The organism is Streptomyces thermoalcalitolerans, assembly GCF_039525155.1.
In the GTDB taxonomy this organism is placed as follows: Bacteria; Actinomycetota; Actinomycetes; order Streptomycetales; family Streptomycetaceae; genus Streptomyces; species Streptomyces thermovulgaris.
Genome location: NZ_BAAAHG010000005.1, coordinates 1 through 14,130, shown reverse-complemented (window position 1 = coordinate 14,130; position 14,130 = coordinate 1). Strand labels below are relative to the sequence as shown.

The following is a 14,130-nucleotide window of genomic DNA, read 5'->3' as shown; positions in this document are numbered from 1 at the left end:
GCGAGGCCATGCCGTCTGATGCTGCCCCGGACCTCTACGCCGATCCGCTGAAGTTCGGGCAGCGGGTGCAAATCCTGCGTGAACGCCGAGGTATGACGCGTGCACAGCTCGCGGGTCTCATCGACGTTTCACCGCACACCCTCAAGAAGATCGAGAACGGGCAGCAGCAGGCGCCCGGTCTCGAGATGGTGATGCGCATCGCCGAGGCCCTCCGCGTCCGCGACCTTGCCGACCTGACAGGCCATCCCGACATGCACGTCGATCTCTTCGTCGGTCCCGGTCACCCCCGCCTGGCTGCGGTCAGGGCCGCCATCGACGGCTTCCCGCTCGCCTCGGACGTCGAGCCGCCGCCCGTGGCGCACCTTCAGGCCCGGCTCCATGCCGCCTGGAAGGCCCGCCACCAGGCGCCGAACCACCGCGAGGTCATTGGCCGGCTGCTGCCCGACCTGATCCGCGACGCGCGGGCATTGGTCCGGCATGCCGACAGCGCGGCTGACCGCCGTGCGGCGCAGGCCTTGCTCGCCCAGACCTACAGCCTCAGTCAGTTCTTCATCGCCTACCAGCCCGACAGCTCCCTGCTGTGGCGCGTTGCCGAGCGCGGCATGATCGCCGCGCAGGAGTCCGAGGACCCGCATCAGATCGGGGTGGCCGCCTGGCTGCTCGCACAGGCACACCGCGACTCGGGACCACGGCACTTCGATGCCGCCGACGCGGTGGCTCTGGAGGCATGCCGGTTCCTCGAGCCGCTGCTGCCGGACGCCCCCGATGACGTGCTCGCCATCGCGGGGGCGCTGGAGTTCGAGCTGGGCTACACGGCGGCCCGCCGCAGGGAGACGGGTACGGCGTGGCGGCACTGGGACAAGGCGAACGACATGGCTGCCCGGCTGCCGGCCGACTACTACCACCCGGTGACGTCGTTCTCACGGGCCATCATGGGCGCGCACGCGGTGACGGTGGCGGTGGAGCTGCACCAGGGCGGGGAGTCGGTGCGGCAGGCCGCCCGCGCCGACGAGGTGACGATCCCCTCGCGACCCCGGCGGGCGCGGCACCGCATCGAGGAGGCCCGCGGGTATCAGCTCGACGGGCAGCCGGATGTGGCGATCGCGATGCTGGAGAAGGCACACCGGGCGGCGCCGGAGACGATCCGGTACAACGGGTACGCGCGGCGGATCCTCCTGGAGGAGACCGAGTCGAAGCAGGCGGCTCGCCGGCGTCGGGCGTCGAAGCTGGCGGTGGAGATCGGCTTGCTGTCGGCGTAGGGCTGGGGACCGGATTCCGGTCCTCGGTTCACTGTGCGTACTCCTACGGTCACAGATGCGAGGCAGATCACTGTGACTGTGGAGGAAAGAGGATGATCTCCGACGGCAGCCAGCAGGCCCTGCGCCCCGTCGAATGTGAGTCCCAGCCCGGGGTGCTGGTACATCCGGCTGCCGATCGCCGGTTGGCGGTCGGGCACTGGCTGCTGGCGGCGTGTCCGGACGAGCACCGCGGCTACGCTCGTGCGGAGTGGGAGCAGCAGGGGGTGGCATTGCTGCCCTTGGGCGCGCTGTTCTCAGCCGTGCGGATTCCCGCACGCCTGGTGCACGCCGTGGCCGGGCGCACCCGCCCGGAGCATGTCGACGAGTTCCTCGGCCAGACCCTGGAGGGGCCGGTCATCTGCAGCCCGCGCCACCAGCGGTATTACGCGCTGGTCCCGCCCAGCATGCCCGTGTCGTGGCACCGGGCGATGGATGACTGGCGCACGCAGGATGTGGACTGCCTGGGACGCGGCACGTACCTGGGGGTGCCGCGGCCCGACGCCGTCGAACCGCGGCCGCTTGACCCGTACTGGTCGGTGCCCATGCCGTCACTCGGCATCCTCTGCCCGCCGCTGGCGGTGGCCCGGTTGATCGCCGCCGGCCGCCACCGGCTGATGGGGGAAGACGATGTGGAGCCGTGAGCAGCGGGACATGGCCGTGCCCGTCGTCGGCCTTTCCCGCACCGGCGCCTGTCCTGCTCACACTCGCTCTCCGCTCCCCTGCTCTTCTCGCGTGCGTTCTTCTGCCGCGGGCCGCTCGCGCGTGCTGCGGCCGGGCAGGGGTGGGGAGTTGAACTGTGCGGCGAGCAGGGCGACGAGAGCGAGGACGAAACCGAGGGTCTGCGGCAGGCTCAGCGACTCGCCCAGTGCGACGACGCCGACAAGAGCCGCCACCAGCGGCGACAGCAGCACCAGCGGTGCGGACGCGCCGACCGGCAGCTTGCCGACCCCGCGGAACCACAGCGTGTACGCGATCAGCCCGCCCATGCCGCCGAGCCACAGATAACCGCCGACGGCTTCGGCGCCGATCCGCTGCGGTACCCCCTCGAACGCAAGAGTGAGCGGGAGCAACAGCAGGCCGCCCACGGTCAGTTGCCAGCCGGCCAGGGCCAGCGGGCCGACTCCCTCGGGGCGGCCCCAGCGCTTGGTGAGGACGACCCCGCCGGCCATGACGGCCGTACCGCCGAGGCCGGCGAGCACTCCGACGGCGTCCAGCCGGGCCCCCGGCCCGAGCACGACGAGTCCGACGCCGACCACGCCGGCCACACCCCAGGCCAGTCGCCAGGCGTGCGGCCGTTCGTGGAGCATCACGACGGCCAGGGCGGCGACGATCAGCGGCTGTGCGGCGCCGAGGGTGGCGGCGACACCGCCGGGGAGCCGTTCGGCCGCCAGGAACAACAGGGGGAAGAAGAGGCCTATGTTGAGCGCGCCGAGGACGGCGGCCTTCCACCACCAGTCCCCTCGCGGGAGCACACGGGTGACCGCCAGCGCGAGCAGTCCGGCGGGCAGGGCGCGCATCAGCCCGGCGAACAGCGGATGCCCGGGCGGTAACAGCTCCGTGGTCACGGCGTAGGTGGTGCCCCAGGACGCGGGGGCGAGCGCGGTCAGCAGGACGGTTGCCGCCTGCCGCGCGGGCGGGGTGCGCGACGCATCCGGCGACTGTTCGGTCAAGGAAGTCGGGAAACGCATACGAGGAAGTCTCGGCAGCCCCCTGTCATGAATGCAAAGCATGTTTGTCATGGCAGCCATGAAGCAGAACGATGGCCGCATGGATCTCCAGCAGATGCGCTACGTCGTCGCCCTCGCCGAGACCCGCAACTTCACCCGTGCCGCGGAGCGCTGCTCCGTGGTGCAGTCGTCCCTCAGTCACCGGATCGCCGGCCTGGAACGGGAACTCGGGGTCAAGCTGTTCGCCCGGTCCAGCCGCCGTGTCGAGCTGACCAGTGCCGGAGAGGCGTTCCTCGTGAGCGCGCGCGAGTGCCTGGCCGCGGCCGACCGCGCGGCCGCCGACGCCGCCGCCGCGGCCGGAGTGGTGCGCGGCCGGCTCGCCGTCGGTGTGATCGTGACCACGGCCGCCGTCGACGTGCCCGAACTGCTGCAGCGGTACCGCGCCCGGCATCCGGACGTCCATGTCCTCCTCCGTGCCGGGCACAGCGACGCCCTGGCGGCGGCGGTCCGCGGCGGCGAGCTGGACATCGCCTTTCTCGGCCTGCCGGTGGGCGAACAGCCGTCCGGGGTGGAGAGCATCGCGCTCGATCACGACGAGCACGTCCTGGTGGTGCCGGCCGGGCACCGGCTCGCGGGTGCCTCCCGGGTCACGCTGGGGGACATCGCCGGGGAGACGTTCGTGGACTTCGCGAGCGGAACACCCGGCCGGGCCCAGTCCGACCGGGCGTTCGCCGCCGCCGGCCTGACCCGTGACGTCGCGTACGAGGCCGGTGCCGTCGAACTGTTCACCCAGCTGATCGCGCGCGGGCTCGGCGTCGCGCTGCTGCCGTCGGCCTTCATCCGGCCACGGGCCGCCGGCGATCCCGGACTGGCGCTGGTCCCGGTGGTCGACGGGCCGCGCCGCACCGAGTATCTGGTGTGGAGCCGGTTCAACCCCAGCCCGGCCACCCGGGCGATGCTCGCCGTCCTCGGCGTCCCCAAGGCCGCGGCGCAGGCGCAGGCGTAGGCACGGGGGGCGTGGCCCTGCCGGTGCCGGCGTTCCGGCCCGCTCTCCCCGTCAGCCCCGCACCGTCAGCCCTGCACCGTCAGCCCTGCACCGTCAGCTCCACACCGTCAGCCCGCGCACCAGCAGGTCCAGCAGGGCGCAGACGAACAGCGCGATGCCGATGAAGCCGTTGACGCTGAAGAACGCCCGGTTTAGGCGGGACAGGTCGTGCGGGCGGACGATGGTGTGCTCGTAGACGAACGCGCCCGCGACGATGAGCAGGCCCAGCCAGAAGAAGGCGCCGGCGCCGGTGACGAGGGCGTACCAGACGAACAGGGCCGTGGTGACCACGTGGCAGGCCCGGGCCGACCGGATGGCGGCCGGTATGCCGAAGCGGGCCGGGACCGACTTGACGCCGATCTCGCGGTCGGCCTCCACGTCCTGGCAGGCGTAGATGAGGTCGAAGCCGCCGATCCAGATGCCGACCGCCAGGCCCAGGATCACCGCCTCCCAGGACCAGGCGCCGGTGATCGCCAGCCAGCCGCCGACCGGGCCCATCGCCTGGGCCAGCCCCAGGATGGCCTGCGGGAAGTTCGTGAACCGCTTGCCGTAGGGGTAGACCACCATCGGGACCACCGCGACGGGGGCGAGGGCCAGGCAGAGCGGGTTGAGCAGGGCCGCCGAGGCCAGGAAGAACGCCAGGGCGATCAGGGCGCCGATCCACGCCTGGCGCACGGACATGGCGCCCGTGACCAGCTCGCGGTGCGCGGTCCTGGGATTGCGGGCGTCGATCTCCCGGTCGATGATCCGGTTGGCCGCCATGGCGAAGGTGCGCAGGCCCACCATGCAGACCGTGACCAGCAGCAGCTTGCCCCAGTGGATGGTCCTGTCCCACTCGTACATCGCCGTCAGGGAGGCGATGTAGGCGAAGGGCAGTGCGAAGACCGAGTGCTCGATCATCACCAGGCGCAGGAAGGTCCTGGTGCGTCCTGGTTGCGGCAGTGCGGCGGACGCCGACGTCACAGGCCGTACTCCTTCCAGCGGCGGTCGACCTTCGCCGCCGTCTCGGGGTCGGACAGCACCATCTCGGGCCATCCTCCGTCGCGGGTGTAGCCCTCCTCGGGCAGCTTCCTGGTGGCGTCGATGCCCGCCTTGCCGCCCCAGAACTGCTGGTAGGAGGCGTGGTCGAGGTGGTCGACGGGGCCTTCGACGACCGTGAGGTCACGGGAGTAGTCCGTGTTGCCCAGGGCCCGCCAGGCGACCTCGTGCAGGTCGTGCACATCGCAGTCCGCGTCGACGACCACGATCAGCTTGGTCAGCGACATCATGTGCGCCCCCCAGATGGCGTGCATCACCTTCTGGGCGTGCTTGGGGTACTTCTTGTCGATCGAGACGATCGCGCAGTTGTGGAAGCCGCCGGCCTCGGGCAGGTGGTAGTCCACGATGTCCGGGACGATGATCTTCAGCAGGGGGAGGAAGAAGCGCTCCGTGGCCCGGCCGAGCGGCCCGTCCTCCGTCGGGGGGCGGCCGACGACGATCGACTGCAGCAGGGGCCGCCTCCGCATCGTCACGCAGTCGATGGTCAGCGCCGGGAAGAGCTCCTGCGGGGTGTAGAAGCCGGTGTGGTCGCCGAAGGGGCCCTCCGGCAGCATCTCCCCCGGCTTCAGCCAGCCCTCCAGGACGACCTCGGCGTTCGCCGGGACCTGGAGCGGCACGGTCTTGCAGTCGACCATCTCGATCCGCTTGCCCGCGATGAACCCGGCGAACAGGTATTCGTCGATGTCACCGGGGAGAGGGGCGGTCGCGGCGTACGTCACCGCCGGGGGACAGCCGAAGGCGATGGCCACCGGCAGAGGCTCGCCGCGCCGGGACGCCACCTGGTAGTGGTTGCGGCTGTCCTTGTGGATCTGCCAGTGCATGCCGATGGTGCGCCTGTCGTGGCGCTGCAGGCGGTACAGGCCCAGATTGCGGATGCCGGTCTCCGGGTCCTTGGTGTGGGTGAGCCCCAGGTTGAAGAAGGAGCCGCCGTCCTTGGGCCAGGTGAACAGCGCCGGCAGCCGGTCGAGATCGACCTCGTCGCCGTGCAGGACGACCTCGTGCACGGGGGCGTTCTCCGACTTCACCTTCTTCGGCGGTACGTGCGTCATCGCACCGAGCTTGCCGAAGGCCTCGCGCACGCCCATGAAGCCCTGGGGCAGTTCGGGCCGCAGCAGCCCGGCGATCTTGTCGCTGATCTCGTCGTAGGACTTCAGGCCGAGGGCCTTCAGCAGGCGCCGGTCGGTGCCGTAGACGTTCATGGCCAGCGGCATCGCCGAGCCCTTCACGTTCTCGAAGAGCAGGGCGGGGCCGCCCGACTTCTGCACCCGGTCGACGATCTCGCCCACTTCCAGATACGGGTCGACCTCGACTTTGACGCGCTTGAGGTCTCCCTCGCGCTCCAACGCCCTGAGCAGGGAGCGAAGATCGTCGTAAGCCATGTGTCCCAGTATCGGCCACCGGCTACCCTGGCCCTGTCACCGGGGCCGTCCTCACAGGGCCCCGCCGTCGCTTTCCAGGGGACTTCTCGACATGCTCAGGGTGCTGTTGTACCTCGTGCCGCTGGTACTGGTGATCTTCGCGTTCATCGACTGTCTGAACACTCCCGAGGACGAGGTCAGGCACCTGCCCAAGATCGCCTGGGTCTTCATCATCCTGCTCTTCTGGATCGTCGGCCCGATCGTCTGGCTGATCGCGGGCAAGGACCGGGCCGCCCTGGCGCACGGCGGCGCGCCCCCGGGGTGGCAGCGCGGCCGGACCCGGTACGTCGCCCCGGACGACAACCCCGAGTTCCTGAAGTCCCTCGACAAGTCCCTCGACGAGGAGAACAGGAAGAAGGACGAGCAGCTCCTGAGGAAGTGGGAGGCCGATCTGCGCCGCCGTGAGGAGGAGCTGCGCCGCAAGGAGCGCGGCGAGGAGCCGAAGGACGGCTGAACCTCCCGCGCCCCCGCGTCCCTCGGCCTCCGCGCTGCTCGGCCCCGCGCCCCTCAGCGCAGCCGGGACGACGACAGGATCGACAGCAGATGGGCCGGGACCATCACCCAGGTGATGGCGGCGAGGGCGATCAGGGCCCAGCGGGTGACCTCGACCCCGCCGGTGACCGTGTCGCCGATCGCGGCGACGAGCAGGAACAGGGACGCCTCGATGCCGTTGGTCAGACGGTGGATCTTGAAGGCGGCGGCCAGCCGGCGGACCGTGGCCACGCCCTGGGAGCGCGGCCGGGTCGACTCGTCGTCGGCGACGGCCAGTCCGCGCCGGGCGCGGGCCACGTCCACCAGATCGGTGGAGGCCTTCAGCAGCACCACCCCGAGAGCGGTGGCGAGGCCCAGCGACACCCAGCCGCCGAAGCCGGAACGGGCCGCGTGGAAGCCGGCGCCCGTCATCAGCGCGGCGTCCGCGAGGTAGGCGCCGAGCCGGTCGACGTAGATGCCGGTCGCGCTGTTCTGGCCCCTCCAGCGGGCGACCTCGCCGTCCACGCAGTCGAAGAGCAGGAAGAGCTGCATCAGCACGGCGGCCAGCACGGCACCGGTCAGCCCCGGGATCAGCAGCGCGGCCCCGGAGGCGATCCCGCACACCACCATGGTCCAGGTCAGCTGGTCGGGGGTGACGGGCGTGCGCACCAGCTGCCGGGTGACGCGCAAAGAGATCTTCCGCATGTACAGGCGGCCCGCCCAGTGCTCGCCGTTGCGGCTCGCCAGCTTCGCCTGCGGCTGGCAGACCTCCCTCAGCTCCTCCAGGACCGGAGCAGCACCCATGACTGTTCCTCCCACCCACCGGGTCCGACTGCCGCGCATGCGGCGGTGATCGGGCCAGAGTACCGAGTGGCTCCGGTGACGTTACCGGGCGGTCGTATCACCCGTACGCCGTACGGCAGGCGCACGGACCGGGCTGACCGCGCGGGCCGGGCGGCGGAACCGCCGCGCCGCCGCCGCGGGGCCTGCCGCGGGGGCTCAGGCGGTGGCGTCCGGGTCCGGGGCGCGGGACCCCTGGGGCTCGGTCAGTTCGACCAGGCGTTCGAAGCGGGCCCGCCAGCGCTGCTCCGACTCCGCCCCGTCCCGGAACTCGTGGGTGAAGCGGAGGGTGGCGCCGTCCTCCCCGTACCGCTCCAGGTGGAAACGGAGCCGGCTGCCGTCCTCCAGGGTGTACTCGACGATCCGGTCCACGTCCCACGCGGTGATCCGCCCGCTGCCGAGCCCCCGCAGGGTCACCGCGCCGCCGAGCCGGGGCTGCAGCTCGTCGGCCTCGGTGAACCACCGCGCGAGTCCCTCCGGTGTGGCCAGCTGGGGCCAGACCTTCTCCATGGGCTGGGAGAGCCGCACCAGGAAGGTGAGGATGTGGGCGCTCCCGCGGGTTCGGCTGGTGCCCTGTTCGATGGGTCCGGTCATGGCACCAGTGTCCCCGAGGGGCCGGTCAGACGCCCGCGTACGAGTGCTTGCCGCTGACGAAGATGTTGATGCCGTAGTAGTTGAACAGCCAGCAGCCGAAGGCGATCAGCGCGATGTAGGCCGCCTTGCGGCCCTTCCAGCCGGCCGTGGAGCGGGCGTGCAGATAGCCGGCGTAGGCGACCCAGGTGATGAAGGACCAGGTCTCCTTGGGGTCCCAGCCCCAGTAGCGGCCCCAGGCGGACTCGGCCCAGATGGCGCCCGCGATGATCGTGAACGTCCACAGCGGGAAGACGGCCGCGTTGACGCGGTAGGCGAACTTGTCCAGGGAGGCCGCGGCGGGCATCCGCTCCAGGACGGAGGTCGCGAAGCGGCCGGGCTTGCCGCCGGAGGCGAGCTTGTTCTCGTAGGAGTCCCTGAACAGGTACAGCACGGTGCCGACCGCGCCCACGTAGAAGACCGCGCCGCAGAGGATCGCGGTGGAGACGTGGATGTACAGCCAGTACGACCGCAGGGCCGGGACCAGCTGGGCGCTCTCGGTGTAGAGGACGGTGACCGCGAGACCGAGGTCGAGCAGGACCGTGGTGGTCAGGAACAGGCCGAGCCAGCGCACGTTCTTCTTCAGCGCGAGCAGCAGCAGGTACACGCCGACCGCGACCGCGGAGAAGGTGATGTTGAACTCGTACATGTTGCCCCACGGCGCCCGCTGCACGGAGGCCGCGCGGGCGATCACGCCGCACGCCTGGAGGAGGAAGGCGAGCGCGCCGAGGGACACGGCGATCCGGCCGTACAGGTCGCCCTGCTCGTCGCCGCCGTGCGCACCGGGCCCGTCGGGCACGTCCCGGGTGCCCGCGGAGGACCGTACGACGACCTTGGGCCGCTCCAGCACGGTGGTGCCCCCGGCGGACCTCACCGTCACCGTGGGGCCCTGTGCCTCCGACGCGGCCGGCCGGGCGGTCAGCGCGGCGGCCGTGCGGGCCACCTTGCTGCGGCTGCCGAAGAGCCATTCGGCGATGTAGGCGAAGAAGGCCAGGGTGTAGACGGCCATCGCGGAGTAGATCAGCAGGTTGCTGAGGGCCGCGAGGGTTTCGTTGCTCGTCGCGGCCAGGGTCGTCACGGCCGGCTCGGTCACGGCGGCGGAGGTCATTTCTTCTCAGCCCCTTCGGCAGGTACGGGGGTGTCGGCGTCCGGCTCCCGGTCGGGGGCGGGATCGGGGTCGGAGGCGGGATCGGAGTCGGAGGCGGGATCGGAGTCGGAGGCGGGATCGGGATCGGTCCGTGCGGGTGCCTTGTCGTGGACGAGGGCGGCCAGGTCGCCGAGCTCCTCGGGGACCCTCGCGGACTCGGTGCGGCCGAGGCCCGCCATCTCGACGACCGTCACGCCGTCGGCGCCCTCCACGGCGCGCACCCAGACCCGGCGGCGCTGGACGAACAGGGAGGCGGCCAGGCCGGCGATCGCGAAGACCGCGCCGGCGAGCGCCCAGCCGTTGCCGGACTGCTGGACGACCTGGAAACCGGCCCACTCCTTGATGTCCTTCTCGAAGGTGATGGAGCCGGCGCCGTCCGGCAGGGTCATCGTCTCGCCGGGCAGCAGCCGGGCCCGGACGATCTCGCCCTTGTCGTCCTTGAACTGCTTCAGCTTCGGGTTCTTGGTGTCCAGCTGGTAGACGTTCTGCGGAAGGCCCGAGTCGACCCCCAGGTCGCCGTGGAAGCCGGTCAGCGCGAGAACGGGGAAGTCCAGCGCGGGGAACTGGGAGAACATCGTGCCCTGGCCGGCACCGGCGAAGGTCGGCACGAAGAACGCGGAGAAGCCGAGCTGCTCGGACTCGCCCTTGGCGTTCCGGTAGCCGTCGAGCACCTTGATCGCGCCCTGCGAGGTGATGTTGCCGTCCATCGGCAGCAGCGGCACGGCCTGCCGGTAGACCACGTCGCCCTTGCCGTCCCGGACGGTGACGGTCGGGGCGTAGCCGTGGCTGACCAGGTACACCCGGGCGTTGCCGATCTTCAGCGGGTGGTTGGGCGAGATGGTGGCCTTCCGCTCCTTGCCGTCGGCGCCCACGCTGTAGGTGACGTCCGCCTCGAAGACGCGCGGGGTGCCCCGCTGCGGTCCGGTGCGCTCATAGGTGCCGGTGAACTCCTTCAGGGTGAAGCTGAACGGCACCAGGTCGTCGTTCTCGAAGAGGCTGCCGGACTTGAAGTCGTCGTACTGGATGAGGGTGTTGGCGAAGCCGTCGCCCTCGACGACCAGCTTGTTGCCCTCGGTCTTGTACAGCTGGCCCCAGGCGAAGGCGACCAGCATCACGATCAGCGCGAAGTGGAAGACGAGGTTGCCGACCTCCCGCAGATAGCCCTTCTCGGCGGCGACGGCGTCCCCGGCGACGTGGGCGCGGAAGCGGCGCTGCCCGAGCACCCTCAGCGCGGCCTCGCGGACCTCCTGGGGCGAGGCGGCGGTGCGCCAGGTGGTGTACGCGGGCAGCCGGGTCAGCCGCCGGGGGGCACCCGGCGGGCGGCCCCGCAGCTGGCCGATGAACTGCCAGGTGCGCGGCACGATGCAGCCGATGAGGGAGATGAACAGCAGGATGTAGACCGCGGAGAACCACACCGAGCTGTAGACGTGGAACAGGCCGAGCTTGTCGTAGACCGGCCCGAGCGTCCTGTGCGCCTCCTTGAACTCCTCGACCTTCAGCGCGTCGGTGCCCTCCTGCGGGATCAGCGAGCCGGGGACGGCGCCGAGGGAGAGCAGGAACAGCAGCAGCAGCGCGACCCGCATGGAGGTCAGCTGCCGCCAGAACCAGCGGGCCCAGCCGAGGAGCTCACGGCCGGTCCAGGCGAGCCGGCCGGCCAGGCCGGGCGCGCGGCTGCCGCCGAAGGAGCCGGGGACGGCGGTCTCGGCGGGGGCGGTGGACAGCTGGGAACCGGCGGCACCCAGCTCCTCCTCACCGGGGGGCACCGGGGTCCCGTCGGCCGTCGGGCCGGGCGTTGTCTTGCTCATGTTCAGATCCCCACAGTGAAGCCGGTGGACCAGATCTGCATCCTCTGCACCAGCAGGTCCCAGACACCGGTCAGCAGCAGGACACCGGTCGCGATCATCATCGTGCCGCCGAGGCGCATCACCCACACATAGTGGCGCTTGACCCAGCCGAAGGCGCCGAGGGCCTTGCGGAAGGCGATCGCGGTGAGCACGAACGGGATGCCGAGCCCGGCGCAGTAGGCGGCGGTCAGCAGGGCGCCGCGCCCGGCGCTGGCCTGCTGGAGGGAGAGCGTCTGGACCGTGGAGAGGGTCGGGCCGATGCACGGGGTCCAGCCGATCCCGAACAGGGCCCCGAGCAGGGGCGCGCCCACCAGACCGGTGGCCGGCCGCTTGTGGAAGCGGAACTCGCGCTGGGTCAGCCAGGGCATCAGCCCCATGAAGAAGGCGCCCATGAGGATCATGAGCACGCCCAGCACCTTGGACAGGATGTCCTTGTAGCCCTGAAGGGTCTGCCCGGCGTAGCCGAAGAGCGCTCCGCCGGAGACGAAGACCGCGGTGAAGCCGAGCACGAAGAGCGAGGCACCGACGGCCATCCGCCCGCGCCGGGCCTCCGCCAGGTCGGTGCCGGTGACACCCGTCACATACGACAGATAGCCGGGGACGAGCGGCAGGACGCAGGGAGAGAAGAAGGAGACGAGTCCGGCGAGCAGGGCGATGGGCAGGGCGAGCAGCAGGGCCCCGCTGAACACCGTCTGCTGGGGATCGGTGACCGTGGCCAGGAGCACGGCTGCTCACTTCTCCGCGACGATCGGATCGAGCATCGTGCGCAGCTTCTTCTCGCTGAGTGCCTGGAGGGCACGCGCGGCGATCCTCCCGTCCCGGTCGATGACGATCGTGCTGGGGATGGCCTGCGGGTTGAGGGTGCCCTTCTCGAAGCGGAGCAGGAGCTTGCCCGTGGGGTCGTACAGGCTCGGGTACGGCACCTTGAACTGCTTCTCGAACGCGAGGGCCGGCTGGGGGCTGGTGTCGCGGGTGTTGATGCCGATGAACTGCACGCCCTTGCCGGCGGTCTCCTCGGCCACCTTCACCAGGTTGGGCGCCTCGGCACGGCAGGGCGCGCACCAGGAGCCCCAGACGTTGAGGACGACGACCTTGCCCTTGTAGGCGGTCATGTCGAGGTGCTTGCCGTCGAGCGTCTTCCCGGACAGGTCGGGGGCCGGCTTGCGCTCGCTCTTCTTCACGGTCGCGATGCCGTCGGAGCCGGCGATGAAGTTGGTGTTGCCCGAGCCGCCGGAGGTGCCCCCGGACCCGCACGCGGACAGGGTGAGTGCGGCGACGGCGGTCCCGGCGGCGAACAGGGCGGCGCGGCGGCGGACGCGGCTCGGGCGCGTGCGGTGCGGACGGGGCGTGGGGTTCGCCCGGTTCGAGCACGGGGGGACGCGACTGGCAGCACTCATGTGAAAAGTTTCGCATGCCCGTTCCGGGGATCTTGCCCGCCCCCCTGACGGCCCGGGCGCCGCTTCCCGGCCCGCGCTTTCTCAGCCCGCGCCTTCTCGGCCCGCGCCTTCTCGGCCCGCGTCCGACGAGCCCTTCGTGCTCCGGGCCCCGGCGCCGCCGGCGTCCTTCAGGAACTCCTTCCAGCCCCCGGCCGGCCGCTGCCCGACCTCGAGGGTGCGCAGCTTGGCGAGCACCCGCGGATCCTGCGCGTCCAGCCAGTCGACGAGCTGCCGGAAGGAGACCAGGCGCACATCCGCGCCCTTGTCCCTCTCCCGCGCGATGTGCTTGAGGGCCTCCTCGACGGCGTCCATGTAGATGCCGCCGTTCCACTGCTCGAAGTGATTGCCTATGAAATAGGGCGCCCGGTTTGTCTCGTATGCCCGTTTGAAGCCCTGGATGTAGGCCTGGGCCGCCTGCCTGCGCCAGCCGGGGTGGTTGTGGGCGGGGGCGTTGGTGGAGTTGACCGACTGGTTGGCGAGCATGTTGTAGTCCATCGAGAGGACTTCGAACCCGCGACCGGGGAAAGGTATCTGCTGCAAGGGCAGGTCCCAGATCCCCTTCCGCTTCCCCGGCCACACCTGACGGCCGCCGGGCGAGGAGGCGTCGTAGCGCCAGCCGAGCTCGCGGGCGGTGGGCAGCAGCTGGTCCTGGCCGAGCAGACAGGGGGTGCGTCCGCCGACGAGCTCCTTGTCGTAGTCGAAGGGCAGGGCGGGCAGCTCGGTCCAGCCGGTGTTCGTCTTCCACCGCTGCACAAAGCTCTTGGCCTGCTCGATCTCGCTGCGCCACTGCCGGGGCGTCCAGTGCGCGACCGAGCCGCGGCCGGAGCAGAAGTGGCCGTTGAAGTGGGTGCCGATCTCATGGCCCTCGAGCCAGGCGCGGCGGAGGCTGGCGAGGGTGTCCTTGATGTGCTCGTCGGTCAGATAGCCGATGTCGGAGGCGCCGCGCGGGTTGTTCGGCGGGTCGTACAGGCGCTTCTTGGACTCGGGCAGCAGATAGATGCCGGACAGGAAGAAGGTCATACGGGCGTCGTGCCGCTTGGCGAGGTCCAGGAAGCGGGGGAACAGACCGTTGCCGACCTCGCCGGCCCCGTCCCAGGAGAAGACGACGAACTGCGGCGGGGCCTGCCCCGGCTCCAGCGGGACCGGCTCGGCCGGCTGGCGCGGCTGCCGGCCGGTGAAGGAGGTCGATCCGTCGCCGATGAGGCGCACGGCGGGCGCGGAGGGAGTCGTACGGGGCCTGCCCGAGGCCCGGGATCCGCCGGTGCGGCCCGGGCCGTCCGACGCCCCGGAGCCACC

Annotated in this window: 14 protein-coding genes; 4 read left to right on the top strand and 10 right to left on the bottom strand. The window is 71.1% G+C overall.

Features of this window, described 5'->3' with window-relative positions; genetic code table 11:
* Positions 1–8 precede the first annotated feature (8 nt).
* Positions 9–1,259, top strand: coding sequence for a helix-turn-helix transcriptional regulator (locus tag ABD224_RS04895; RefSeq protein ID WP_344047167.1), 1,251 nt, complete (start codon positions 9–11; stop codon positions 1,257–1,259).
* A 92-nt stretch (positions 1,260–1,351) separates the two neighbouring features.
* Entirely contained in the window at positions 1,352–1,939 is a 588-nt protein-coding gene (locus ABD224_RS04890; RefSeq protein ID WP_344047165.1) for a hypothetical protein, read from the top strand.
* Between the two features lie 57 nt (positions 1,940–1,996).
* Here ABD224_RS04890 and ABD224_RS04885 read toward each other — a convergent pair whose 3' ends face one another.
* Positions 1,997–2,986: an EamA family transporter gene (locus ABD224_RS04885; RefSeq protein ID WP_344047163.1), complete on the bottom strand. Its 990-nt coding sequence runs from the start codon at positions 2,984–2,986 to the stop codon at positions 1,997–1,999.
* 79 nt (positions 2,987–3,065) lie between these two features.
* Here ABD224_RS04885 and ABD224_RS04880 point away from each other — a divergent pair, with 79 nt between their 5' ends.
* Positions 3,066–3,971: a LysR family transcriptional regulator gene (locus ABD224_RS04880; protein ID WP_344047449.1), complete on the top strand. Its 906-nt coding sequence runs from the start codon at positions 3,066–3,068 to the stop codon at positions 3,969–3,971.
* 93 nt (positions 3,972–4,064) lie between these two features.
* On the opposite strand, the gene mqnP is transcribed toward ABD224_RS04880, so the two are convergent.
* Positions 4,065–4,973, bottom strand: coding sequence for a menaquinone biosynthesis prenyltransferase MqnP (gene mqnP / locus ABD224_RS04875; protein ID WP_344047161.1), 909 nt, complete (start codon positions 4,971–4,973; stop codon positions 4,065–4,067).
* Complete coding sequence (locus ABD224_RS04870) at positions 4,970–6,427, bottom strand: menaquinone biosynthesis decarboxylase (protein WP_344047159.1); 1,458 nt, start codon at positions 6,425–6,427, stop codon at positions 4,970–4,972. The genes mqnP and ABD224_RS04870 overlap by 4 nt, the downstream gene beginning before the upstream one ends.
* Before the next feature lie 91 nt (positions 6,428–6,518).
* On the opposite strand from ABD224_RS04870, the gene ABD224_RS04865 reads away from it, so the two are divergent.
* Positions 6,519–6,920, top strand: coding sequence for a PLD nuclease N-terminal domain-containing protein (locus ABD224_RS04865; protein ID WP_344047157.1), 402 nt, complete (start codon positions 6,519–6,521; stop codon positions 6,918–6,920).
* A 53-nt stretch (positions 6,921–6,973) separates the two neighbouring features.
* On the opposite strand, the gene ABD224_RS04860 is transcribed toward ABD224_RS04865, so the two are convergent.
* The 7 genes from ABD224_RS04860 to ABD224_RS04830 all read right to left on the bottom strand — a co-directional run.
* Complete coding sequence (locus ABD224_RS04860) at positions 6,974–7,741, bottom strand: CDP-alcohol phosphatidyltransferase family protein (RefSeq protein ID WP_344047155.1); 768 nt, start codon at positions 7,739–7,741, stop codon at positions 6,974–6,976.
* A gap of 195 nt (positions 7,742–7,936) precedes the next feature.
* Positions 7,937–8,371, bottom strand: a complete 435-nt coding sequence (locus ABD224_RS04855; RefSeq protein ID WP_344047153.1) for an SRPBCC domain-containing protein — start codon at positions 8,369–8,371, stop codon at positions 7,937–7,939.
* A 25-nt stretch (positions 8,372–8,396) separates the two neighbouring features.
* On the bottom strand, positions 8,397–9,515 hold the full coding sequence (gene ccsB, locus ABD224_RS04850; protein ID WP_344047151.1) for a c-type cytochrome biogenesis protein CcsB: 1,119 nt from the start codon (positions 9,513–9,515) through the stop codon (positions 8,397–8,399).
* Positions 9,512–11,359, bottom strand: a complete 1,848-nt coding sequence (gene resB, locus ABD224_RS04845) for a cytochrome c biogenesis protein ResB (protein WP_344047149.1) — start codon at positions 11,357–11,359, stop codon at positions 9,512–9,514. The genes ccsB and resB overlap by 4 nt, the downstream gene beginning before the upstream one ends.
* 2 nt (positions 11,360–11,361) lie before the next feature.
* Entirely contained in the window at positions 11,362–12,123 is a 762-nt protein-coding gene (locus ABD224_RS04840; protein WP_344047147.1) for a cytochrome c biogenesis CcdA family protein, read from the bottom strand.
* Between the two features lie 6 nt (positions 12,124–12,129).
* Entirely contained in the window at positions 12,130–12,795 is a 666-nt protein-coding gene (locus ABD224_RS04835) for a TlpA family protein disulfide reductase (protein WP_344047145.1), read from the bottom strand.
* An 81-nt stretch (positions 12,796–12,876) separates the two neighbouring features.
* The coding region (locus ABD224_RS04830) for a polysaccharide deacetylase family protein (RefSeq protein ID WP_344047142.1) at positions 12,877–14,130 on the bottom strand (1,254 nt) is incomplete at its 5' end.